The 21,677-nt window shown below is 71.9% G+C and carries 18 protein-coding genes; 8 read left to right on the plus strand and 10 right to left on the minus strand.

Going from position 1 to position 21,677, the window contains the following annotated elements; genetic code table 11:
* Positions 1-50: 50 nt before the first annotated feature.
* Positions 51-908 carry a RecB family exonuclease gene (locus tag HNR40_RS32630; RefSeq protein ID WP_184968212.1) on the minus strand — a complete coding sequence of 286 codons (858 nt, stop codon included), beginning with the start codon at positions 906-908 and terminating at the stop codon, positions 51-53.
* Positions 909-1,060: 152 nt separating this feature from the next.
* Between HNR40_RS32630 and HNR40_RS32635 the strand changes: the two genes are divergently transcribed.
* Both HNR40_RS32635 and HNR40_RS32640 read left to right on the plus strand, forming a co-directional pair.
* Positions 1,061-2,149, plus strand: coding sequence for a site-2 protease family protein (locus tag HNR40_RS32635; RefSeq protein ID WP_184968214.1), 1,089 nt, complete (start codon positions 1,061-1,063; stop codon positions 2,147-2,149).
* Positions 2,150-2,344: 195 nt separating this feature from the next.
* Positions 2,345-3,856, plus strand: coding sequence for an FHA domain-containing protein (locus tag HNR40_RS32640; protein WP_184968216.1), 1,512 nt, complete (start codon positions 2,345-2,347; stop codon positions 3,854-3,856).
* Positions 3,857-4,142: 286 nt separating this feature from the next.
* Here HNR40_RS32640 and HNR40_RS32645 read toward each other — a convergent pair whose 3' ends face one another.
* Positions 4,143-7,061: a helix-turn-helix transcriptional regulator gene (locus HNR40_RS32645; protein ID WP_184968218.1), complete on the minus strand. Its 2,919-nt coding sequence runs from the start codon at positions 7,059-7,061 to the stop codon at positions 4,143-4,145.
* Positions 7,062-7,264: 203 nt separating this feature from the next.
* Between HNR40_RS32645 and HNR40_RS32650 the strand changes: the two genes are divergently transcribed.
* Both HNR40_RS32650 and HNR40_RS32655 read left to right on the plus strand, forming a co-directional pair.
* Complete coding sequence (locus HNR40_RS32650; protein ID WP_246509744.1) at positions 7,265-8,227, plus strand: DUF4145 domain-containing protein; 963 nt, start codon at positions 7,265-7,267, stop codon at positions 8,225-8,227.
* A gap of 5 nt (positions 8,228-8,232) precedes the next feature.
* Positions 8,233-8,589 carry an effector-associated constant component EACC1 gene (locus HNR40_RS32655; protein ID WP_184968222.1) on the plus strand — a complete coding sequence of 119 codons (357 nt, stop codon included), beginning with the start codon at positions 8,233-8,235 and terminating at the stop codon, positions 8,587-8,589.
* Between the two features lie 136 nt (positions 8,590-8,725).
* Here the strand turns inward: HNR40_RS32655 and HNR40_RS32660 are convergent, their stop codons facing one another.
* On the minus strand, positions 8,726-9,220 hold the full coding sequence (locus HNR40_RS32660) for a hypothetical protein (RefSeq protein WP_184968224.1): 495 nt from the start codon (positions 9,218-9,220) through the stop codon (positions 8,726-8,728).
* A gap of 90 nt (positions 9,221-9,310) precedes the next feature.
* The gene (locus HNR40_RS32665) at positions 9,311-10,417 is read right to left on the minus strand and encodes a GNAT family N-acetyltransferase (protein ID WP_184968226.1); all 1,107 of its coding nucleotides are present in this window, start codon (positions 10,415-10,417) and stop codon (positions 9,311-9,313) included.
* Positions 10,418-10,472: 55 nt separating this feature from the next.
* Between HNR40_RS32665 and HNR40_RS32670 the strand changes: the two genes are divergently transcribed.
* A complete protein-coding gene (locus tag HNR40_RS32670; RefSeq protein ID WP_184968228.1) occupies positions 10,473-11,321 on the plus strand; it encodes a tRNA (adenine-N1)-methyltransferase in 849 nt (282 codons plus the stop codon).
* Between the two features lie 204 nt (positions 11,322-11,525).
* Positions 11,526-13,289: a proteasome ATPase gene (arc, locus tag HNR40_RS32675; protein WP_184968230.1), complete on the plus strand. Its 1,764-nt coding sequence runs from the start codon at positions 11,526-11,528 to the stop codon at positions 13,287-13,289.
* Positions 13,290-13,353: 64 nt separating this feature from the next.
* On the opposite strand, the gene HNR40_RS32680 is transcribed toward arc, so the two are convergent.
* Genes HNR40_RS32680 through HNR40_RS32705 form a run of 6 tightly spaced genes read right to left on the minus strand, consistent with a single transcriptional unit; the run spans position 13,354 to position 19,163 of the window.
* The gene (locus tag HNR40_RS32680) at positions 13,354-14,277 is read right to left on the minus strand and encodes a LysR family transcriptional regulator (protein WP_184968232.1); all 924 of its coding nucleotides are present in this window, start codon (positions 14,275-14,277) and stop codon (positions 13,354-13,356) included.
* 48 nt (positions 14,278-14,325) lie between these two features.
* A complete protein-coding gene (locus HNR40_RS32685) occupies positions 14,326-15,060 on the minus strand; it encodes a serine hydrolase (RefSeq protein ID WP_184968234.1) in 735 nt (244 codons plus the stop codon).
* Positions 15,057-16,703 (minus strand): N-acyl-D-amino-acid deacylase family protein, encoded by a 1,647-nt coding sequence (locus HNR40_RS32690; protein WP_184968236.1) that lies wholly within the window; start codon positions 16,701-16,703, stop codon positions 15,057-15,059. The genes HNR40_RS32685 and HNR40_RS32690 overlap by 4 nt, the downstream gene beginning before the upstream one ends.
* The gene (locus HNR40_RS32695; RefSeq protein ID WP_184968922.1) at positions 16,703-17,455 is read right to left on the minus strand and encodes an amino acid ABC transporter ATP-binding protein; all 753 of its coding nucleotides are present in this window, start codon (positions 17,453-17,455) and stop codon (positions 16,703-16,705) included. The genes HNR40_RS32690 and HNR40_RS32695 overlap by 1 nt, the downstream gene beginning before the upstream one ends.
* A gap of 2 nt (positions 17,456-17,457) precedes the next feature.
* On the minus strand, positions 17,458-18,297 hold the full coding sequence (locus tag HNR40_RS32700; RefSeq protein ID WP_312896608.1) for an amino acid ABC transporter permease: 840 nt from the start codon (positions 18,295-18,297) through the stop codon (positions 17,458-17,460).
* Positions 18,294-19,163, minus strand: coding sequence for an ABC transporter substrate-binding protein (locus tag HNR40_RS32705; RefSeq protein WP_184968238.1), 870 nt, complete (start codon positions 19,161-19,163; stop codon positions 18,294-18,296). The genes HNR40_RS32700 and HNR40_RS32705 overlap by 4 nt, the downstream gene beginning before the upstream one ends.
* Before the next feature lie 121 nt (positions 19,164-19,284).
* On the opposite strand from HNR40_RS32705, the gene lysA reads away from it, so the two are divergent.
* Both lysA and HNR40_RS32715 read left to right on the plus strand, forming a co-directional pair.
* Positions 19,285-20,538, plus strand: a complete 1,254-nt coding sequence (gene lysA, locus HNR40_RS32710) for a diaminopimelate decarboxylase (RefSeq protein ID WP_184968240.1) — start codon at positions 19,285-19,287, stop codon at positions 20,536-20,538.
* A 32-nt stretch (positions 20,539-20,570) separates the two neighbouring features.
* A complete protein-coding gene (locus tag HNR40_RS32715; RefSeq protein ID WP_184968242.1) occupies positions 20,571-21,620 on the plus strand; it encodes a diaminopropionate ammonia-lyase in 1,050 nt (349 codons plus the stop codon).
* Positions 21,621-21,677: the final 57 nt, after the last annotated feature.

The following is a 21,677-nucleotide window of genomic DNA, read 5'->3' on the forward strand; positions in this document are numbered from 1 at the left end:
GCGTGGCCGCTCTGCTCAGGAGCGCGCCGTCGGAGCACGTGGCTGGGAGGTTAGAGTTCGTCGGTTGCTGCTCGGCGGGTGCGGGTGGTGTCGCCGGGGCGGCGGTCGGGGACGGGCGGGGGAGTGCCGCCGAACTCCGGGCACAGCGCCTGGTGGTCGCACCAGTCGCACAGCCGCGACCGCCGTGCCCGCCACTCACCGGTCTCCAGCGCCCGCCGGATCGCCGTCCACAGCGCCTCCACCTTCCGCTCGGTGGCGCGGAGGTCGGCCTCGTCGGGGGCGTACCGCAGGACCTCGCCGGCGCCGCCCAGATAAACCAGCTGCAGCAACCGGGGCACGGAGCCGCGCAGCCGCCACAGCACCAGCGCGTAGAACTTCATCTGGAACAGCGCCTTGGCCTCGAAGTCGGGCCCGGGGGCGCTGCCGGTCTTGTAGTCGACGACCCGCACCTCGCCCGTGGGCGCCACGTCCAGCCGGTCGACGTAGCCGCGCAGCAGGAGGCCGCTGTCCAGCACGGCCTCCACATACAGCTCGCGCTCGGCCGGTTCGAGCCTTGTCGGGTCCTCCAGGGTGAAGTAGCGCTCCAGCATCGCCCGCGCCTGGTCGAGCCACTCGCGTTGCTCGGCGTCGTCGGCGAACATCTCGGCGAACGCGGGCTCCTCGCCCAGCAGGCGCTCCCACTGCGGGTCCAGCAGCTCCAGGGCCGCCGCCACCGACCTGCGGGGCGCGGGCAGGTCATAGAGGCGCTCCAGCACGGCGTGGACCACCGTGCCGCGCACGGCCGCCTGTGACGGCTTCTCCGGCAGCTGGTCGATCACCCGGAAGCGGTAGAGAAGCGGACAGGTCATGAAGTCGCCCGCCCGGGAGGGGGAGAGGGCTCCGATGATCACCGGTTCGGTCAACGTCATGCACCGCACTGTAGGTCAAGACCCCGACAGAATGGGGGCCGCGAAACCAGGTTCGCGCCATCCGCCGCGTAGCATCAAGGCAGCAACAGCACGATCTCAGAGGGAGTCCAGTGAGCGACCAGCGGCCGCGGCAGGAATTCTCCGGTCTTCGGATGGGAAGCCCGTTCGGCATCCCGGTATACGTGTCGTGGACCTGGCTCATCATCGCGGGCTTCATCACCATCAGCTTCCAGGACGTCTTCCGGCTGCCCGGCATGGGGGACTTCGAGGCATACGGGGTGGCCTTCGCCTTCGCCGTACTCCTCTATCTGTCGGTTCTTCTGCACGAGCTCGCGCACAGCGTCCTCGCCAAGTGGTACGGCCTGCCGGTCCGGCGCATCACGCTCTACCTCCTCGGCGGCGTGTCCGAGATCGAGAAGGAGCCGCCGACGCCCGGCAAGGAGTTCATGATCGCCGCGGCGGGGCCGATCCTGTCGCTGGGGCTGGCGGCGGTGGGGCTGCTGGCCGACGCGTTCTTGATCGACGGGGCAGGCATCCCCGAGGTGCTGATCCGGCAGCTGTGGTGGTCGAACCTGATCGTCGGCGTGTTCAACCTGCTGCCCGGCCTGCCGCTCGACGGCGGGCGCATGCTGCGCGCCGGCGTGTGGAAGCTCACCGCCAGCCCGGGGCGCGGCACCGTCGCCGCCGGCTGGACCGGCAGGGGCCTGGCGGTCGTGCTGATCCTCGTCCCGGTGGCGCTGTCGCTGCTGAGCGACCGTCCGATCGACACGCTGCAGCTGGTGTGGTCGGTGGTGCTGGCCTCGTTCATCTGGATGGGCGCCAGCCAGGCGCTGAACGTCGCCCGCATCCGTGCCCGCATCCCCCAGGTCAACGCCCGCCAGCTGGCCCGCAGGGCGATCCCGGTGATCGCCTCGACGCCGCTGTCGGAGGCGTTGCGCCAGGCGGCCGAGCAGAAGGCGGGCGCCGTCGTCGTCGTCGACCACGACGGCAGGCCGGTGGCGATCGTCAACGAGGCCGCCGTCCAGGCCACCCCCGAACACCGCCGCCCGTGGGTCGAGGTCGGAGCGCTGGCCAAGTCCCTGGAGCCCGCCATGGTCCTGGCCGCCGACCTCACCGGGGAGCCCTTGATCGACGCCATGCGCGAGTCGCCCGCGGCCGAGTATCTGCTGGTCGAGCGGGGTGGCGAGATCTACGGCGTGCTCACCACCGCCGACGTCAACCGGGTCTTCTCGGGGGTCTGACTGTTTTCCCCCCACAGGTCTGGCCGATAGGGTGCCATTTGGTCAGACTTGCACCAGTGCGGGGTTTGCCACGGTCCAGGGGTTTCACCGAATCGAGACCTTGGCTCCGCGGCCGACTGGGTATGCGTAAGGCTGGCGGCCAGCACCAAGGTGCCGGTGCCGCACAACCGCCGGCTTCCGGGGAGGAGAGGTTCAGTGACGGACCAGGGCTTCGGAGTGGTGCGTCCGCTTCCTGGCAACGGGCTGGTCGCCTACGTGGGCGGCCTGCTGCTGGTATGCGACGCTTCTGAGGCGACCGGAACCGAGCTGATCGAGGCCTTGCGGGAGACCGCCGCCACCGGTGGCGACGGCAGGGCCCTAGCCCGCCGCGCCGCCCAGGCGCTGGCCCGCGCGATGACCGGCGACCCGGCCACCTGCGCCGTGGCCGGGCCGGTGGGCGGCGGCGTGGCCGTACTCGTCAGCGGGGCGGCCACCGCCACGGTCACCACGGCCGACGGCGAGACCCGCCTGTCCGGCAGCGACTCCCTCACCTGGGCTGACCGGCTCATCGCCGGACACGTGCACCGGGTCGAGCTGAGCCTGCCGGGGGCGGGGCAGCCGCATCCGGCGGTTCAGTTCGACGGGGGCGTGGTCGGCGGCGCGGGCCTGGTCGCGGACATGATCGACGCCCCCGCCCATGCGCCCGCCGCTCCTTCCCCCGCGCCCGCAAAGCCCGCCGAACGGCGCTCGGCTTCGCGGCCGCTGACCGAGGAGCTCCCGCACACCGCCATCCACATGGACCCGGACCTCCTGCCGCAGCCCAAGCCGGAGCCGGCTCCCGTGCAGATGGCTCCGTACCCGATGCCGAGCCCGGAGCCGGCCCGCGAGGAGCGCCCGCCGTCCGGCCCGCAGCCGGTGCCCGAGCAGCACTTCGACCAGCCCCCGTACGAGCCGCAGCAGCCCTCGTTCGACCAGCCGCCGTTCGAGCAGCAGTCCACGTTCGACCAGCCGCCCTTCGAGGCGCAGCAGCAGCCCTCCCCCTTCGACCAGCCGCCCTTCGACCAGCCCCCGTTCGACCAGCCCCCGTTCGACCAGCAGGGCGCGTCGTCCGGACAGCAGCCCGCGCAGGACCCGTGGGGCCCGCCGCCGCAGCAGACGCCCCCGCCGCTGCCGTCGTCAGCGCCCATGGGCGCGGCGCCGAGGCACGACGAGCAGCCCGCCGGCAACGGCGCCGCGCCGTCCGACGGCGACCAGCGCCCCATGGTCTACGGCGTGGACTGCAAGAACGACCACTTCAACGACCCCCGCGTCCCCTACTGCGCGGTCTGCGGCATCGCGCTCGTGCAGCGCACGCTCGTCCCCTACAAGGGCCCGCGCCCGTCGCTCGGCGTCCTCATCCTGGACGACGGCATGGCGCTGCCCCTGGAGGCCGACTACCTGCTGGGCCGCGACCCCGAGCGCGCTCCCGAGGTGGCCGGCGGCACCGCCCGCCCCGCCAAGGTCACCAGCCCCGACGGCTCGGTCTCCCGCCGCCACCTGCGCGTCGCCCTGGACGGCTGGGACGTCAACCTCGTCGACCTCGGCTCCGTCAACGGCACCCAGATCCAGCCGCCCGGCGACCCGAACTTCTACGACATTCCCCCGAACGAGCCCGTCACCATCACCCCCGGCACCACCGTCCGCGTCGGCGTCTCCCGCACCATGCGCTTCGAAGCGCACCGAGGCTGACCGCATCTCATTTCGAGAGACGCGTCCCTTCTCTTTGGACTGCTGGTCTTGTCGCGTCACGGCTTCTCGCGTCACGGCTTCTCGCGTTGCGGCCTTTAGGGTTACGGCCTTTTTGGGGTTACGGCAAGCCCCGCCCACCCCCACCCGCCGCAGGTGGCGTGCGGCCCTCCAGGGGAACGGTCATCGGCCGCGCGCCCGCCCCGCCGTGACGTGCGCAACGTCGGCCACCCGACCGCGCCCACCACACCCAGAGGCGCCCTGAAGGACGCCCGGACACGCGGCAGGGTCAGTGGCGGGTCAGGGCCTTGGCCAGTTCGGCGGGGGAGTTGACGCCCAGTTTCCAGTAGGCCTGGTTGCGGTGGTTCATGGCGGTTCGGATGGCGATGCCCAGGCGTTCGGCGATCTCGCGGTGACTCAGACCGGCGGCCGTCAGTTTGGCCACCTGGAGTTCCCGGCTGGTGAGGTTGGGGGCTGCCAGGCCGCGCAGGGCGGGGGTGTCGACGCCCTGGCAGGCTCCGGCCAGGGACCAGGCTTCCGTGGCGGCTGCCCGGGCGGCCTTTTCTCCCTTTGTGTGGCGGAGCAGGGAGGCGGCTTGGGCGGCTGCCTCCGCCGCGTGCAGGCGCATGCCCAGGGTGTCGAAGCCGGCTGCCACGTCCAGGAGGCCGTTCGGGTCGTCGGCGGCCAGGGCGCGGGCCTGGCGGGCGGCCAGCCGTACCCTGGAGCCGTCCATCACTGAGGCGAGCTCTTCCAGGCGGGGGAGGGCGGAGTGGGGTGCGCCGAGGCGTACCGCGTCGTGCAGGGCCACCGACTCGAACGCCGACAGGCCCGCCTCGCGGCACTCCGCGGCGGCGGTGAGGGCGAGTTCGGCGGCGTGTTCCAGTTCGCCGGCCGCGGCGGCTATCCAGACGCGGGTCAGCGCCACCCAGCGGGTGAACGCCGTCCACGTGGCGCGGTTGCGGTCCAGGGCGGCGCGCAGGGTCGCGCGGGCGGCCGGGGCGTCACCCCTAAGCGCCTGAACCGCCGCGTACGCCCCCATACAGCCGCCTACGGTCACGGCGGTCTCGTGGTTGGCCGGGGAGTGGAGGATGAGGAGTGCGGCGCCCAGTTCGCCTCTGAGGGTCGCCGCGTGGCCCCGGGAGAGCGCCAGGCTGCCTTCGCCGCGCGACCATCCGCGCTGACCGGCCAGTTCGGCGCGCATGGAGGCGATCGCCTGGTCCATGAGGGGGAGGTCGCCGGCGAAGTAGCCGCACATGGCCCAGGTGGAGTGCAGGGGCGAGACCAGGGCGGGGATGCCGTCGCGCCAGGACTGGGCCTCGTCCAGGGCCTCGCGGACCAGTTCGGCCGCCTCCCTGGTGTGGCCGGAGTAGCAGAGGGCCAGGGCTCGCGAGTTCAGCACCTGGGCCCGTAGCACTGGGCCCAGGTGCACCCCGCGCGTCTGTCCTGGCACCTCGCCGTGGAAGGCAACCGCGTCGGGGAGAGCCGCTTCCTCCGGGAGGGTGGCCGCCTGGGGGAGGGGGGCGTCCTCCGGTACTGGCATGCCGGAGGTGCCGGTGACGATGGCCTTGAGCGGGACGGGGTCGCCGGTGTCCGGGTGCTCTTCCACCGGTCGGATGGTGGACGGCGGCACAAGGGCCGGTGGGCCGGTCAGGGGGTGGCGGTGCGGGGGTGGGGGTGTGCCGGACGTCAGGAGGGTGTCGCTCAGGTGGAGGGCGTCGGCGGGGCGGGCGGCCGAGGCCGTCAGGGACAGGCGGCGGGTGGCCAGTTGCAGGCGCAGGGCCGGGTCTCGCAGGGACTTCTCGGTGGTGGCCAGCAGGTCGAGGGCGTCGCCCAGGCGGTCCATGCCCCAGGCCAGGTTGCTGGCGACGGCCTGGACCAGGCGGGCGCGGCCGGGTTCGTCGCGGGGCGGGGGAACGGCGTCCAGGACCGCGCGGGCACGATCGGGCTGCTGGGCGTAGTCGAGGACGGTGGCCAACTGGATAGCCGCCGCCGTGTTTCCCGTGTTTCCCGTGTTTCCCGCGGTCGCCCCCGTGGTGCCGCGGGCTGTGCCGGCGTCGATGCTGGCCTCGACCGCGGCCTCGCCCAGGCGGATCGCGGTCGGGTAGTCGTGTGCGGCCCACGCGAGGCGGCAGGCGGCCAGCAGCGGCTCCGGGGCCGCGCCCAGGCCGGCGGTCAGCCGCCAGACGGTGACGCGGACGAGGTCCTCCACGCGGCGCAGGCCGGTGGGTTCGACGGCGGCGACGAGGTCGGCGTGCCTGCGGCGGCGGCGCAGTTCCGGGCAGTGGTCGCGGGCGACCTCGCCGTAGAGGGGGTGGCCGAGGCGGGCGATCTCACGGCGGCGGTCCACGGCGACCTTGATGAGGCCGCGTTCCTCCGCCTCCAGCACCGCCTCCTCCGAGCACAGGGCCGACAGGGTCCTGGCGCCCACCGGCTCGGCGAAGGCCGTGTACTCCAGCACCGCCTTCAGGGCCGGTGACAGGGCGCCGATGCGTTCGTGGATGAGGTCGGCCAGGCGCGGGGCCAAGGGCGGGTCGCCGGTCAGCTTCCACACGCCCTGGATGGGGTGGAGCGATCCAGCGGCGCGCGCCGCCGTCACGACCTCCTGAAGGAACAGCGCGTTGCCCTCGGTGATCTCGCCCAGGCGCCGGGCGGTGGCGTCGTCGGGCGGCCCGCCGAGCGCGGCGGCGAGCACGGCCACGAGGTCGGCGTCGCTGAACGGCTCCACGTCGAGGCGGCGGACATGGCCGTCGCGCCAGAGGCCCGTCATCGAGTCGGGCGCGGGCTCGCCGGTGCGGAGCGTGGCCACGAGGCGGGCCTGCCGGCCCCGTACCAGGGAGGCGACGACCTCGGCCGAGTGGCTGTCGAGCAGGTGCGCGTCGTCCACGGCGAGGACGAGGGTGCGGCCGCGGGCCTGCTTGAGGAGTTCCTCGCCCGCCCAGCGCAGCGTGTTGACCAGGTGGGGCGGGTGGTCGCGGGGGATGAGGTCGGCCAGCGCGCCGTTGGGGATGCCGCTGGCCGCCTTGGTCGCGGTGATCGGCAGGAGGGTGACCCGGCCCGGCCGGAAGGCCTCCAGGATCTTCCCGGCGAGCCTGCTCTTGCCCACCCCGGCGGGACCGGCGACGAGCACCCCTTGCGCGGTCGGGTCACGCGCGAGGCGGACCAGATGTTCCAGTTCCTGCCTGCGCCCGGCGAACGGCCAGGTCTTCATACTGGGAGATTACGCCCTTGATGCAGTTTATGTGATCGAATATCTTCCGTTCTGTGGCGCGGTGGGGGGCGAAATTCGACGTCGATTGCCCGGGTTGCGGACGGCAGACTCTGGCTCGTGAAGCGGACGCGCCGCACCGGGTTTTTCTCCCGTCCGAATTACGGCCTTTCGTACTGGCCGCTTGCCAGAGTTGCCGCCAGGTGATGCTGCTGCTGTCCGGGGAGCCGGCGCCGGACGCCGACCCCGATGACCTGCCCGCCCGCCCCGCCGAGGTGCTGTGGCCATCGCGTGGGCGGGAGATCGGCGAGCAGGTTCCGGTCCTCGTGCGGGCCGAGCTCACCCAGGCCAGGGCGGGCCTGCGCGCGGGCTCGGCGGCCGCTGCGGTGCTGCACGTGCGGCGCCTGCTGGAGGCGGTCTGCGCCGACCACGGCATCACCGGCCGCACGCTCTTCCACGCCCTGCGCGAGCTCCGGTCGGCCGGCCGGATCGACGGCTGGCTGCTGAGCTGGGCCGAGGAACTGCGCGAACTCGGCAACGAAGCCGCCCACCTCGGCACCGCCCCGCTCACCCGCCAGGAGGCCGCCGACGCGGTGGAACTCGCCGAAGCCTTCATTGACTATTTATATGTATTTTCCCCGAAATATCGTGACTTTCAGGTACGGCGAGCGCGGCCCGCCAGGAAAAGCCGTTCCACCCCCATCGAGACCACGGCCATGCGCATTCTCCGCAAAACGCGTACGCCTTTCGCCGTCCACCCCTATCCGCACGACCCCGCCCACACCAAGTCCCGCGCCGCCGTGGCGCTGGCACTCGGCGTCCCGCCGCCCCGCATGCTCAAGGCCGTCGTCCTCTACCTGGGCCACCACGCCGTCCTGGCCATCGCCGCCATCGAGGGCCGCATCGACGAGAACGCCCTGGCCGCCGCGTTCGGCGCCGGCGCCGCCAGGGTCGCCACGCGGGCCGACGTCGAACGCATCGGCGAGGCGATCGCGGCCGACGTCCTGAGCCCGGTGGCGCTGCCGTACCTGCCGTCGGTGCTCGACGCGGGCGCGGCCGGGCAGGACAGCGTCTACATCCCCAGCGGGCGGCACGGGCTCGAGCTGGAGCTCGCGCCCCAGGACCTGATCCGGGTGACCTCCGCCCGGACCGCCTCGATCGTGAAATGAGAGCCATGACGGACATCACGCTGGAGGGGGAGGCCGACCTGCTGCACTCCCTGGAGGAGTGGCTGCGCGACGTGGACGCGCTGCGCGGGCGGGTCAGCCTGCGTACGGCGCCGCCGGGGCCTGGCCGGATGGGTTCCGGGCCGCCGGAACTGCTGGTGGCGGTGGAGGCCGAGACTCAGGCGGAGGCGCTGGGCCGTACCGTGGAGATGTGGCTGCGGGTGCGCGGGCGGGGGGTCACGCTGAAGCTGCGGGTGGGGCAGCAGGTGACCGAGCTCGACCTGCGGGGTGACGTGGACGTCGACCGGCTCGCCCGCCAGGTGGACGCCCTGCTACGCGACGCCCTCCACACCGCCGGCCCCTGACCCCGACACGCCACCCTGAACAAGCGCGCTCTACGCCCGAACAGGCCCTCACACGCACGGTCAGATGGAAAATCCGGACGGGTGGCCAGAGGGTGAAGGCCTGCGATGGGTGGTCAGGAGGCCGGAAGGGCGAGGGTCAGGGGGCGAAGGCTTGGACGCCGCGGAGGAGGCGGACGGCGGCCTCCATGCCGCTGGCCGCCTCCAGCGCCCGTCCGGCGGCCGTGGCGAAGCGGCCGAGCAGGTGGGTGTCGAAGTCGTCGAAGTCCCGTCCGGCGATCCACAGGAACGCCTGCTCCCTCGTGGCCAGCGGCACCGGCACCGCCAGGAACCCCGGCTCGCCCACCGGCGCGTCACGGGCCAGCAGCACGGGCCGGTGGCAGACGGCCAGCTCCTTCAGCACCCCGGACTCGGCCAGCCAGGCCCGCACGCGCAGCGGGTCGCCCGGCGGGCCGTGCAGGGCGACGGACCGGGCCAGTTCCTGGAGCGGATCCACCTGGACGAACCCGGCGTACCCGGCGGCCGTCACGACCGCCGCCGACCGGGCCAGGCGATCGATGAGCGCCCCCACGTCCACGCGGGAGAAGTCCTGGATGAGATCGTGCACAGCGACGTCGGTGCGGCTGATTCTCATGGAAGTCCCAACGGCCGGCGGTGCCTGATGGGTCGGTGGTTTCGACTATTACCTCCCAAATCCACCGTTGGCCAGACCTTCAACCGGTAATCAGGATTTTTCCCCCAGTTTGGGATGCAGCAGCAGCCACTCCACATCGTCCGACCAGCTCCCGTCGACGCGGGGGAGGAGCTGCCGGTGCACGTACTCGCGGGTGAAGCCGGCCCGCTCCAGCACCCGGTGGGAGGCGGTGTTGTCCACGACGGTGCCGGCCGTCAGGCGGCGCAGCGGAGTGGCCTCGAACGCCCACTCCACCAGCAGCGCCAGCGCCCGGCTCATGAAGCCCCGGCCGCGGAAGTCCGGCAGCAGCGAGTAGCCGACCATGGCCTGGTGGAGCAGCTGGGTCACGTTCACCAGCTGCGCGTGCCCGGCGAAGGCGCCGGTGGCCGCGTCCTCGATCGCCACCTCCACCCGCTGGCCCGACATCCACCAGAAGCCCGTGTAGCGGCAGCGCCGCACGTAGTCGGACAGCGGGCCGGGAGGCGCCATCGAGTACGAGCGCACGACCGGGTCGTTCATCATGGCCAGGAAGCCCTCGGCGTGCCGCTCGCCGATCGGCGACAGCCGTACCACGCCGTCGGTGAGGTGACCGCCGGGGAAGAAGGGAAAGTACGGCTCCGCCGTCTCGACCGGCTCGCCCGCCACCCTGCCGAACGTCACCTGGTCGTTCCTGCTGCCGTCGCGCAGCCGCTTGCCGTCGCGCCTGATGCCCTCCTGCCGGAACCCGGCCTTGTAGGCGGCGCGCAGGCTGGCGAGGTTGGTCACCTCGGCTTCAAGCTCGACGCGGGCGGCCCCGTGGTCGAGCGCCCAGTCGGCCAGCGCCCTGGCGACCGTGCTGGCCACGCCGGTGCCGCGGGCGTGCGGCGCGACCAGGTAGCCGACCGAGGTGGTGCCATAGCGGTCGATCGGCTGCAGTCCGACCGAGCCCACGAAACGGCCCTCACGGGTGATCGCGAACTCCGCACCGCCCTTCGCCCACTTCTCCTCGGCCACGCGCAGGTAGCCGCGGGCGTCCTCGGCCGTGTAGGGCGAGGGGAGGAACGGCAGGAAACGGGCCGTCACCGGGTCGTCACAGGCCTCCACGACAGCCTCGGTGTCGGCGGCGGTGGGGGGCCGCAGCAGCAGCGGCCCGGCGGAGATCACATCGCGCGGGAACATCCCCCCTTCATATCGCGCGTCTGGGACCAGTCGAAATCCCTATAACCTTGCCGCCATGGGTTTCCGCAGGCATGGGCCTTTCCAGGCGGGGGATCAGGTGCAGCTCACCGACCCCAAGAACAAGCGCCACACGATCACGCTCAAGGAGGACGGCGTCTTCCACACCCACAAGGGCGCCATCCCCCACGGCGAGCTGATCGGCCAGCCCGAGGGCTCGGTGGTGCGTTCTTCCGGCGGCACCCAGTACCTCGCCTTCCGGCACCTGCTGCAGGACTACACGCTGGCGATGCCGCGCGGCGCCGCCGTGATCTACCCGAAGGACGCCTCGATGATCGTCGGCATGGCCGACGTCTTCCCGGGCGCGCGGGTGATCGAGGCGGGGGTCGGCTCCGGCGCCCTGACCTGCTTCCTGCTGCGGGCCGTCGGCCCTGAGGGACACGTCACGTCGTACGAGCGCCGCCAGGAGTTCGCCGACGTCGCCCGCAAGAACGTCGAGAAGTTCTACGGCGGCGAGACCGACACCTGGCGGCTGGTCGTCGGTGACCTCAACGAGAGCATCGACGAGATCGACGTCGACCGGGTCGTCCTCGACATGCTGGCCCCGTGGGAGTGCGTGGACGCCGCCGCCAAGGCCCTCACCCCGGGTGGGGTCATCTGCTGTTACGTCGCCACGACGACCCAGATGTCCAAGACGGTGGAGACGATTCGGGATCACGGGAGTTTCACCGAGCCCCATGCGTGGGAGACCCTCCTTCGCGACTGGCATGTCGAGGGCTTGGCCGTAAGGCCTGATCATCGGATGATCGGCCACACCGGGTTCCTCGTCACCGCCCGCCGCATGGCCGACGGCGTCACACCGCCGCCGCGCCGCAGACGACCGAAGGGGACCACCGAAGAACTATGACAATTTGGCCACGAGGGTGCGTTGGTGCGTGACACGGGAACATCTCGCCGTGTTCATATGCTGGCAGGATTAAACGCACCATTGGGGATTATTCACCGAATACCGAATGTCACTCTACGAACACTGCCCGGCCAGGTTACGGAGGGGCCCGAGATAGGTAAGGTCCTTAGTAGTCGCCCTCGACTGGGAAGGAGGTGACGGGGCGTGGCAGCTCGCGATGATGCTGAGGCTCGAGCCGCGCAGCGCGAACGGGAGGTCGCTGATCTCACAACACAGGTCTCCTTCCTCCAAGAGGAGATCACCGCGCTGAGGCGGAAGCTGGCCGAGTCACCCCGTCAGGCCAGGGTCCTAGAAGAACGTCTCCATGAGGTCCAGGCGAATCTGGCGGCGGTGACCGGCCAGAACGAACGCCTGGTGGCAACCCTCAAGGAGGCCAGGGACCAGATCGTCGCCCTCAAGGAAGAGGTGGACCGGCTGGCACAACCGCCATCCGGGTTCGGCACCTTCCTGGAGGCCAGAGAAGACGGCACGATCGAGGTGTTCACCGGAGGGCGCAAGCTCCGCGTGAACGTCAGTCCGGCCGTCGACGTCGACTCGCTCCGGCGTGGCCAGGAGGTCATGCTCAACGAGGCGCTCAACGTGGTCGAGGCACTCGGCTACGAAGAGGTCGGCGAGATCGTGATGCTCAAGGAACTACTCGACAACGGCAAGCGCGCCCTGGTCATCTCGCACGCCGACGAGGAACGCGTCGTGCGCCTGGCCGAGTCGCTGGTCGACCAGCCCATCAGGGCCGGCGACTCGCTGCTGCTCGAGCCGCGCTCCGGCTACGTCTACGAGCGCATTCCCAAGTCCGAAGTCGAAGAGCTGGTGCTCGAAGAGGTCCCCGACATCTCCTACGAGGAGATCGGCGGCCTCATGCGGCAGATCGAGCAGATCAGGGACGCCATCGAGCTGCCCTACCTGCACGCCGACCTCTTCCGCGAGCACAAGCTCAGGCCCCCGAAGGGCGTGCTGCTGTACGGCCCGCCCGGCTGCGGCAAGACGCTCATCGCCAAGGCGGTCGCCAACTCGCTGGCCAAGCAGGTCGCCGAGAAGACCGGCCAGGAAGGCAAGAGCTTCTTCCTCAACATCAAGGGCCCGGAGCTGCTCAACAAGTACGTCGGTGAGACCGAGCGGCACATCCGCCTGGTCTTCCAGCGGGCGCGTGAGAAGGCCTCAGAGGGCACCCCGGTGATCGTGTTCTTCGACGAGATGGACTCGATCTTCCGCACCCGAGGCTCTGGCGTCAGCTCCGACGTCGAGAACACCATCGTGCCCCAGCTGCTGTCGGAGATCGACGGCGTCGAGGGCCTGGAGAACGTCATCGTCATCGGCGCCTCCAACCGCGAGGACATGATCGACCCGGCGATCCTGCGGCCCGGCCGCCTGGACGTCAAGATCAAGATCGAGCGGCCGGACGCCGAGGCGGCGAAGGACATCTTCTCCAAGTACCTCGTCACCGGACTTCCCCTGCACCCGGAGGACCTCAGCGAGCACGGCGAGTCGCGCGAGGGCACCATCGCGGGCATGATCCAGAGCGTCGTGGAGCGCATGTACACCGAGAGCGAGGAGAACCGCTTCCTCGAGGTGACCTACGCCAACGGCGACAAGGAAGTCCTGTACTTCAAGGACTTCAACTCCGGCGCGATGATCCAGAACATCGTCGACCGGGGCAAGAAGATGGCGATCAAGCAGTTCCTGGAGACGGGGCAGAAGGGCCTGCGGGTGCAGCACCTGCTGGCGGCCTGCGTCGATGAGTTCTCCGAGAACGAGGACCTGCCCAACACCACCAACCCGGACGACTGGGCGCGGATCTCCGGAAAGAAGGGCGAGCGGATCGTTTACATCCGCACCCTGGTCTCCGGCAAGCAGGGATCCGAGGCCGGCCGTTCCATCGACACCGTCGCCAACACGGGCCAGTACCTGTAACGCCACGGACGTGAGGTGGCCGCGCGGATCTCCTCCGCGCGGCCCTTCCGTTTCTCCGGGGGCCTCAACGCAGTCCGGGGTCCAGCGAGTTGAGCAGTTGCGCGGCGGCGGTGCGCAGGTAGGCGATGAAGGAGCGGGCCGCCGGGTTCGGGTTGGTGGGGCGGCGGGCCACGCCGATGCGGCGGTAGAGGCGCTGGTTGACGAGCCGGCACACCTGGACGCCGGTGACGCCCTGCAGGCCCAGGCTCGGCACCAGCGCCACGCCCAGCCCGGCGCGCACCAGGCCGATCGTCACCTCGTAGTGGTCGCTGCGGCAGCGCACCTGCGGGGTGAAGCCCTCCAGCGCGCTGGCCCGCTCCAGCGTCGAAACCGGATGCTCGGCGCCGAACGTCGTGATCCAGTGCTCGTCGGCCAGCTCCGCCAGCCGTACCCGGGGACGCTGGGCGGCCTGGTGCCCGGCGGGCACCACGAGCAGCTGCGGCTCGTCGAACAGGTGCAGGACCTCCACCCCGTCCGGGCACTTCCACGGATCCAGCGCGTGCTCGAAGACCACGAGCACGTCGAGCGCGCCGCGCTCGAGATCGGGCAGCAGCTCGTACGGCTGGCCCTCCACCAGGTCGAGCCGCACGCTCGGATAGCGGGTGGCGAAGCGCGACAGGGCCAGCGGCAGCAGGCGGTACCCGGCCGAGGCGAAGAAGCCGATCCGCAGCTCGCCCGCGTCGACCCTGGCCTGGGCCAGCAGGTCCTTCTCGGCCGCCTCCAGGATGTCGACGACCTCCTGCGCCCGGTGGGCCAGCCGGCGGCCGGCCTCGGTCAGCCGCAGGCTCTGCGCGTTGCGCTCCACCAGGCCGACGCCCGCCTCCTCCTCCAGCTTGGCCAGCTGGTGGGAGACGGCCGACGGCGACAGCTTCAGGCCGCGCGCGGCCCCCGCGATGCTGCCGGTGCGGAACACCTCCAGCAGCACCCGGAGACGATGGCTGCCGAGCATGCGGCCTCCTCTGTCGAACGGACGTGGGCCTACCCTAATCAGCCCAGGTCAGGCCGCGATGAGCAGGCCCGCCTGGCGTACGGCGGCGGCCAGGTCGTCCTCGCTGCCGGCCGGGCCGCAGGCGAGCACGGCGTAGGCCCGCTCGCCCATCAGCCCGACGTCGGCCCGCACGCCGTCGTCGGTGCCGGTCTTGTTGGCCAGCCACGCGCCCTCCGGGTCGTGCCGCACCAGCGCGGGCACGAGCGTGTGGTCGGTGTTGGCCAGCATCCACTCGCGCAGCTGCACCTGCCAGCCGTTGCTCCCGGCCACCAGCGCCGCCAGGCCGGCCAGCTCCGCCGCGGTCCCCACGGCGAACGTCGGCGGGTGCTCCGGGCCGCGCGGCTCGCGGATGCGGTCCAGCAGCCGCGTACGGGTCAGGCCGAGCGCCGCCCCGGCCGCGTTGACCCGGTCGAGGCCGACCGTGCGCAGGAGCGCGTTGGTGGCGGTGTTGTCGCTCACGGCCGCGGTCATCAGCGCCAGGTCCGCGACGCTCCACGTGCGCGCGCTCAGCCCCAGCAGCAGGCCTGAGCCGCCGCAATAGTCCTCCTCCTCCAGGCGCACGGGCAGGGCCGGGTCGAGGATGCCGCCGTCGATGCTCATCGCCACCTCGGCCAGCAGGAGAAGCTTGCCGACGCTGGCCAGGGGCAGCTCGGCGTCCTCGTTGACGCCGAATCCGCCGCCGGGGCGGCGTACGGCCACCGCCAGCGTGCCGGGACAGGCCGCCGCGAGCTCGTCGAGCGTCATGGGGTGACGATCCCGCCCGGCGTGGCGCCGGTCGGCACGCCGCCGGACACGGCCAGCTCGCCCGCCACCACAACAGCCGCCAGCCCCCGAGGGGGGAGCAGCGGGTCGGCGTAGGTGGCCGCGTCCGCGATCACGGCCGGGTCGAACATCACCAGATCGGCATGGGCCCCGTCGCGCAGCACCCCGCGACCGGCGAGGCCGAAACGTGCCGCGGCCATCCCGGTCATCTTGTGCACCGCCGCCTCCAGCGACAACAGGCCCTCCTCACGCGCGTAGTGCCCCAGCACCCGCGGGAACGTCCCGGCGATCCGCGGATGCGGCCGCCCCGGCTTCGGCACCCCGTCCGAGCCGATCATCGTGAACTCCGCCGCCAGCACCCGGCGCACGTCGTCCTCGCGCATCGAATGGCTGATGATCGTCACCTGGCCGCCCTCGGCCAGCAGCAGCTCGGCCGCCGCGTCCACCGGGTCGCCGCCGAGCGAGGCGATCGTGCGGCCCTCCAGTTCGCGGTGCCCCACGGCCGAGGCCACCGAGATGAGGTCCCAGCCGCCGTTGCCGACCGTGTTCTCCCAGCCGGGCACGCCCTCGGCGATCGCGTGGCGCATCCTGTCGCGCTGGGCCTGGTCGCGCAGCCGTTCCAGCAGCGCGGGGGTGCCGCCGTCGTTGGCCCACGGCGGCAGCATCGCCGACAGCGACGTGCTGCCCGCGGTGTAGGGGTAGACGTCGCAGGTGACGTCCATGCCGCCGGCGCGCAGCTCGGCCAGCCGGGCGAGGGTTCGCTCGGTCCTGCCCCAGGCGTGCCTGCCCGCGGTCTTGTGGTGGGAGACATGCAGCGCCGCGCCGCTCCTGCGGGCGATCTCCGCCGCCTCCTCCAGCGCCTCCTCCACGCGCGCCATCTCATCGCGCAGATGGGTCACGTACGGCCGGCCGTGGCGCGCGGCCACGCTCGCCAGCGCGACCACCTCGTCGGTCCCGCCGTAGGTGCCCGGCGTGTAGATCAGGCCGGTGGACAGCCCGGCCGCGCCCGCCGCGAGCGCGTCGCCGAGCAGCCCGCACATGACGTCCAGCTCGTGCGGCGAAGCCGCCCGGTCCTCATACCCGACCACCCCGGCCCGCAGCGTGCCGTGCCCGACCAGCGAGGCGAGATGGTTGGCCCGGGGCGCCCCGGCATGCGCCTCCGCAAACCCCGCGAAGTCCCGAAATATCGGTACCCGTCCGCCGAAAGAGGTCCGGCTTGACCGCGACAGCTCCTCCAGCCGCTCCGGCAGCGCGGGGAACAGGCTCGACCCGCAGTTGCCGCAGATCTCCGTCGTCACCCCCATCCGCACCGGCGCCGCGGCCAGCTCCGCGAACTCGGGGCCGAACAGCGAGGCGGCGTCGGAATGGGTGTGCACGTCGATGAACCCGGGCGCCACCACCATCCCGGCCCCGTCCAGCACCACCCGCGCCCGGGGATCCGGCCGAGATCCGGCGCCTGGGGTGTACCCCTGAGATCCGGTGTCCAGGGCGGGGCCGTACCCCTGAGAGGGGGTCGAGGGCGGCAGGAGGACCACGCGGCCGTCCCGCGCGCCGACGTCGGCCGGGCGCAGCGGCGCGCCGGTGCCGTCGGCCAGGCGCGCGCCCGTGATGAGCAGGTCCAGCATCACAGCACCTGCCCGAGGAACGCCCGGGTGCGCTCGTGCCGGGGATTCGCCAGCACCTCGCGCGGCGGGCCCTCCTCCACGATCTGCCCGTCGTCCACGAACACCAGGTGGTCACCCGCCTCCCGGGCGAAGCCCATCTCGTGCGTCACCACGATCATGGTCATCCCGCTCGCCGCCAGGTCGCGCATGACCGCCAGCACCTCCTGCACCAGCTCCGGGTCCAGGGCGCTGGTCGGCTCGTCGAACAGCATCACCTTCGGGTTCATGGCCAGGCTACGGGCGATCGCCACCCGCTGCTGCTGGCCGCCCGACAGCTGCGACGGGTAGTGCCCGGCCCGGTCGGCCAGCCCCACCCGCACCAGCAGCTCACCGGCCCGCCGCGCCGCCTCCGCGCGCGGCACCCGCTGGACGGCGCACGGGCCCTCCATCACGTTCTCCAGCGCCGTCATGTGCGGGAACAGGTGGAAACGCTGGAACACCATGCCGACCTTCTGCCGCTGCCCGCACAGCTCATCCGGCCGCAGCAGGTGCAGCCGCCCGGCCCGCTCCCGGTAGCCGACGAGCTCGCCGTCCACCCAGACGCGGCCCGAGTCGATCGTCTCCAGCCGGTTCACGCACCGCAGGAGCGTCGACTTGCCGGAGCCCGACGGGCCCACGACGCACACCACGCCGCCTTCCGGCACCTCCAGGCTGACGCCCTTGAGCACCTCCAGCGCGCCGTACCTCTTCCTGACCGACTGCAGCCTGACCATGCTCACGACGCGTACCCCCTGCTGAAGCGTCTTTCCAGGAAGTGCTGGCCGACGCTGGCGACGCTCGTCAGCAGCAGGTACCACAGCGACGCCACCACCAGCAGCGCGATCACCTCGAAGTTCTCCAGGTAGATGCGCTGCGAGACGGTCAGCAACTCGGCCCCGGCGATCACCGACACCATCGACGTCGTCTTCAGCATCGAGATGAACTGGTTGCCGGTCGGCGGGATGATCACCCGCATCGCCTGCGGCAGCACCACCCGGCGCAGGATCTTCCTGTGCGACATGCCGAGCGACTCGGCCGCCTCGCGCTGGCCGGGATCCACCGAGCGGATGCCCGCCCGGACGATCTCCGCCATGTACGCGCCCTCGTTGATCGTCAGCCCCAGCAGCGCCGCGATGAACGGCGTGATCAGCTGGTGCGCCTGCCACTCCACGAGCATCGGCCCGCCGAACGGCACGCCGATCCCGATCACCGGGAACACCAGCCCGATGTTGAACCAGAAGATCAGCTGCACCAGCAGCGGCGTGCCGCGGAAGAACCACGTGTACAGCGCGGAGGCGCCGCGCAGCACCGGGCTGTCCGACAGCTGCATCACCGCCGCCGTCACCCCCAGCACCACGCCCAGCCCCATCGACAGCACCGTCAGCGCGATCGTGACCAGCAGCCCGCCCAGGATCCTGCCGTCGAACAGGAACGCCACGATCACGTCCCAGTGCAGGTTCTGGTTGACGACGACCGTGTACGCCAGCCACACCAGCCCCAGCGCGGCGGCGGCCGCGGCGACCATCGGTCCCGGCCGCCGCGGCTTCACCGCCTCGATCGGAAGCTCGGCCGTCACGGGGCACCCGTGTTGATCGTCACCTTGGAGACGGCGTTGGGGCCGGTGCCGTACTTGTCGAGGATCGCCTTGTAGGAGCCGTCGTCGACCAGTTCCTGCAGCGCCTTGGCGATCGCGTCACGCAGGCCCGTGTTCTGCTTGCCGACCGCGATGCCCCAGGGACCCGCGTCGTACTGCTCGGCCAGCACCTCGTACTTGCCGGTCTCCTTGGCGAACATGTACGCCACCGGCGAGTCCACGATCGTCGCGACCGTCCGGCCCGAGTCGATCGTCAGCAGGCCGGTCGGCGCGTCCTCGCTCTGCAGGATCTCCATCTTCTTCGCGCACTTGTCGTTCTGGCGCTTGCCGATCTCCAGGTTGGACGAGCCCTTGGCCAGCACGACCTTCTTGCCGCACAGGTCCGCCAGCGACGTGATGCCCTCCGGGTTGCCCTTCTTGACCATCACCGAGCCGCCCGCGTTGAAGTAGTCCACGAAGTCGACCGCCTGGCGGCGCTGCGCCGTGTCGCTCAGCGACGACATCGCGACGTCCCACCGGCCGCCCTGCAGGCCCGGGATGAGCCCGTCGAACGCCGCGTTCGTCACCGTCGTCTTCAGCCCGAGCCGGGTGCCGATCGCCGTGGCCAGATCCGGGTCCACGCCGGTCAGCTCCTGCGTGCCCGGCTTGTACATCTCCATCGGCGGATAGCCCTCCGACGTCGCCACACGCAGCACGCCCGCCTCACGGACGCTCTGCGGCACCAGCTCCTTGGCGCTCTTGCCGCCCGCCGCCGGGGCCGATGGCGCCGTCGTGCCGGAGGACGACCTGCCGCAGCCCGCGCCCAGCGCGCACACCGCGACCAGCGCGATGACCAGGTGTTTTCGCATGGCGGCCATCGTTGGCGAGCACCTCGCCGATCCCAAGGGATGTGCACGCTTCTGGCCCTCAGCATCGAAAGCCTCGATGCTGAGGGACCGGCACCCGTCACGCTTCCTACGCTGACGGGCCATGAGCATCGACAGCGTGTGGCCGGCGAGCGCGACATGGGACGACGGCGTGCTGCACCTCGGCGGCCTCGCCGTCACCGACCTGGCCCGCGAGCACGGCACCCCCGCCTACATCCTCGACGAGGCCGACTTCCGCGCCCGCGCGCAGGCCTGGCGCGACGCGCTGCCCGGCGGCGACGTGCACTACGGCGGCAAGGCGTTCCTGTGCCCCGAGGTCGTGCGCTGGCTGGACCGGCTCGGGCTCAACCTCGACGTGTGCACCGGCGGCGAACTGGCCGTCGCCCAGGCCGGCGGCATGCCGCCCGGACGCGTCGTCTTCCACGGCAACAACAAGTCCGAGCACGAACTGCGCCGCGCCGTCGCGTGGGGCGTCGGCTGCGTCGTACTGGACTCCTTCGCCGAGCTGGAACGGCTGGCCGCCATAGCCGCCGGGCACGGGACCGTCCAGCCCGTCATGATCCGGGTCACCCCCGGCGTCGACGCCCGCACCCACAAGTCCATCGCGACCGGCGGAGAGGACTCCAAGTTCGGCTTCTCCCTTGCGGCCGGCGACGCCGAACGCGCCGTCGCCCTGGTCCGCGCCCGGCCGTCCCTGCGCCTGGCGGGCCTGCACTCCCACATCGGCTCGCAGATCCTCCAGCTGGACGGCTTCGCCGAGGCCGCCCGGCGCATGACCGCCTTCGCCCGCGCCATGGACGTCGACCGCCTCGACCTCGGCGGCGGCCTGGGCATCGCCTACCGGCCCGGCGACCCCCAGCCGCCCGCCCCCTCAGACCTGGTGACCATCGTGCAGAAGGAGACCGGCGGCCTGCACCTGTCCGTCGAGCCCGGCCGTTCCATCGCCGGGCCCTCCACCGTCGCCCTGTACACGGTCGGCACCATCAAGGGCGGCACCATCAAGGGCGGCTACGTCAGCGTGGACGGCGGCATGAGCGACAACCCCCGCCCCGCGATGTACGGCGCCCCGTACACGGCCGTCCTGGCCTCCCGCGCGTCCTCGGCTCCGGCCCGAGGGTTCACGGTGGTGGGCAAGCACTGCGAGAGCGGCGACGTCCTCGTCCACGACGCCCGCCTGCCCGGCGACCTGGAGCCCGGCGACGTGCTCGCGGTGCCCGCCAGCGGGGCCTACCAGCGCTCGATGGCCAGCAACTACAACCACGTGCCCCGGCCGCCGGTCGTCGCCGTCCTGGACGGACAGGCCCGGATCGTGGTCCGCAGGGAGACCGAATCCGACCTCCTGCGCCTCTATCCCTGATCCACCCGCCCTCGGCGCCTAGCATGGCCGCCATGCTCAATCCCGGCCGCTCGCCGTACACCAGCAAGGACCGAGACCTGATCGGCGTCGCGCACGCCCGTCAGGCCCGCGACCACTTCGCCGCCGAGCCGACACCGCTCGCCGGCCTGCCGCGGCTGGCCGCCGCGCAGGGCGTCGGGCAGGTGCTGGTCAAGGACGAGAGCGACCGCATGGAGCTGGGGAGCTTCAAGGCGCTCGGCGGCGCTTACGCGGTGGCCAGGCTGGTCAGCGAGGAGGCGGGGCCGGACGCGGGGGAGGGGCTGCTGCGGGAGGTGGCGGCACGGGCGCCGTTCGTGTGCGCCAGCGCCGGGAACCACGGGATCTCGGTCGCCGCCGGAGCCAGGGCGCTCGGCGGCACCTGCGTGGTCTATCTGAGCCACGAGGTGCCCGAGGAGTTCGCCGCCCGGCTGCGCGCCCTCGGCGCCCAGGTACGGCGCAGCGGCGCCGACTACGACGAGAGCATGGCCGACGCCCTCCGGGCGGCCACCGGCAACGGCTGGCGGCTCATCTCCGACAGCTCCTGGCCCGGCTACACCCGGGTGCCCCTGGACGTCATGCGCGGCTACACCGTCCTGCTCGACGAGGCGCACGAGGCGGGCGCCACGCCCACCCATGTGTTCGCGCAGGCGGGGGTGGGCGGCCTGGCAGCGGCTGCCGCTGCCTACGTGCGCGACCGGTGGGGCGAGGACCCGGTGGTCGTCGTGGTGGAGCCCGAGGGCGCCCCCTGCCTGCTGGAGAGCGTTCAGGCGGGCGAGCCGCTCCGGGTGAAGGGCTCGCCGACCTCGCTGGGCCGCCTCGACTGCCTGGAGCCCTCCCTGCTGGCCTTCCGGCTCCTCGGGCACCTCGCCGACGCGTTCGTCACCGTGACCGACGCCCAGGCCGATCTGGCCGCCGCCGCGATGGGGGAGGAAGGCGTGCGCGTCTCGCCGTGCGGCGCCACGGGCACGGCGGGGCTGATGAGCCTCGACGACGACACGCGGAGCGCGCTGCGGCTGGGGCCTGACTCCACGGTCCTGGTGATCGGGACGGAGGGGCCGGTCTAGGGGCGGCTGGGCCGTAACCAAAGTTATGGGTCGCGAAGAAACACATGGGACAGATGG

This window comes from Nonomuraea endophytica, assembly GCF_014203235.1.
GTDB classification, from domain to species: domain Bacteria; phylum Actinomycetota; class Actinomycetes; order Streptosporangiales; family Streptosporangiaceae; genus Nonomuraea; species Nonomuraea endophytica.

What these genes read in the sequence shown, in the direction of transcription:
- HNR40_RS32630 (WP_184968212.1), bottom strand. Translation starts at nt 908, where the DNA reads ATGACGTTGACCGAACCGGTGATCATCGGAGCCCTCTCCCCCTCCCGG.
- HNR40_RS32635 (WP_184968214.1), top strand. Translation starts at nt 1,061, where the DNA reads ATGGGAAGCCCGTTCGGCATCCCGGTATACGTGTCGTGGACCTGGCTC.
- HNR40_RS32645 (WP_184968218.1), bottom strand. Translation starts at nt 7,061, where the DNA reads ATGAAGACCTGGCCGTTCGCCGGGCGCAGGCAGGAACTGGAACATCTG.
- HNR40_RS32650 (WP_246509744.1), top strand. Translation starts at nt 7,265, where the DNA reads ATGCTGCTGCTGTCCGGGGAGCCGGCGCCGGACGCCGACCCCGATGAC.
- HNR40_RS32655 (WP_184968222.1), top strand. Translation starts at nt 8,233, where the DNA reads ATGACGGACATCACGCTGGAGGGGGAGGCCGACCTGCTGCACTCCCTG.
- HNR40_RS32660 (WP_184968224.1), bottom strand. Translation starts at nt 9,220, where the DNA reads ATGAGAATCAGCCGCACCGACGTCGCTGTGCACGATCTCATCCAGGAC.
- HNR40_RS32665 (WP_184968226.1), bottom strand. Translation starts at nt 10,417, where the DNA reads ATGTTCCCGCGCGATGTGATCTCCGCCGGGCCGCTGCTGCTGCGGCCC.
- HNR40_RS32670 (WP_184968228.1), top strand. Translation starts at nt 10,473, where the DNA reads ATGGGTTTCCGCAGGCATGGGCCTTTCCAGGCGGGGGATCAGGTGCAG.
- HNR40_RS32680 (WP_184968232.1), bottom strand. Translation starts at nt 14,277, where the DNA reads ATGCTCGGCAGCCATCGTCTCCGGGTGCTGCTGGAGGTGTTCCGCACC.
- HNR40_RS32685 (WP_184968234.1), bottom strand. Translation starts at nt 15,060, where the DNA reads ATGACGCTCGACGAGCTCGCGGCGGCCTGTCCCGGCACGCTGGCGGTG.
- HNR40_RS32690 (WP_184968236.1), bottom strand. Translation starts at nt 16,703, where the DNA reads ATGCTGGACCTGCTCATCACGGGCGCGCGCCTGGCCGACGGCACCGGC.
- HNR40_RS32695 (WP_184968922.1), bottom strand. Translation starts at nt 17,455, where the DNA reads ATGGTCAGGCTGCAGTCGGTCAGGAAGAGGTACGGCGCGCTGGAGGTG.
- HNR40_RS32705 (WP_184968238.1), bottom strand. Translation starts at nt 19,163, where the DNA reads ATGCGAAAACACCTGGTCATCGCGCTGGTCGCGGTGTGCGCGCTGGGC.
- lysA (WP_184968240.1), top strand. Translation starts at nt 19,285, where the DNA reads ATGAGCATCGACAGCGTGTGGCCGGCGAGCGCGACATGGGACGACGGC.
- HNR40_RS32715 (WP_184968242.1), top strand. Translation starts at nt 20,571, where the DNA reads ATGCTCAATCCCGGCCGCTCGCCGTACACCAGCAAGGACCGAGACCTG.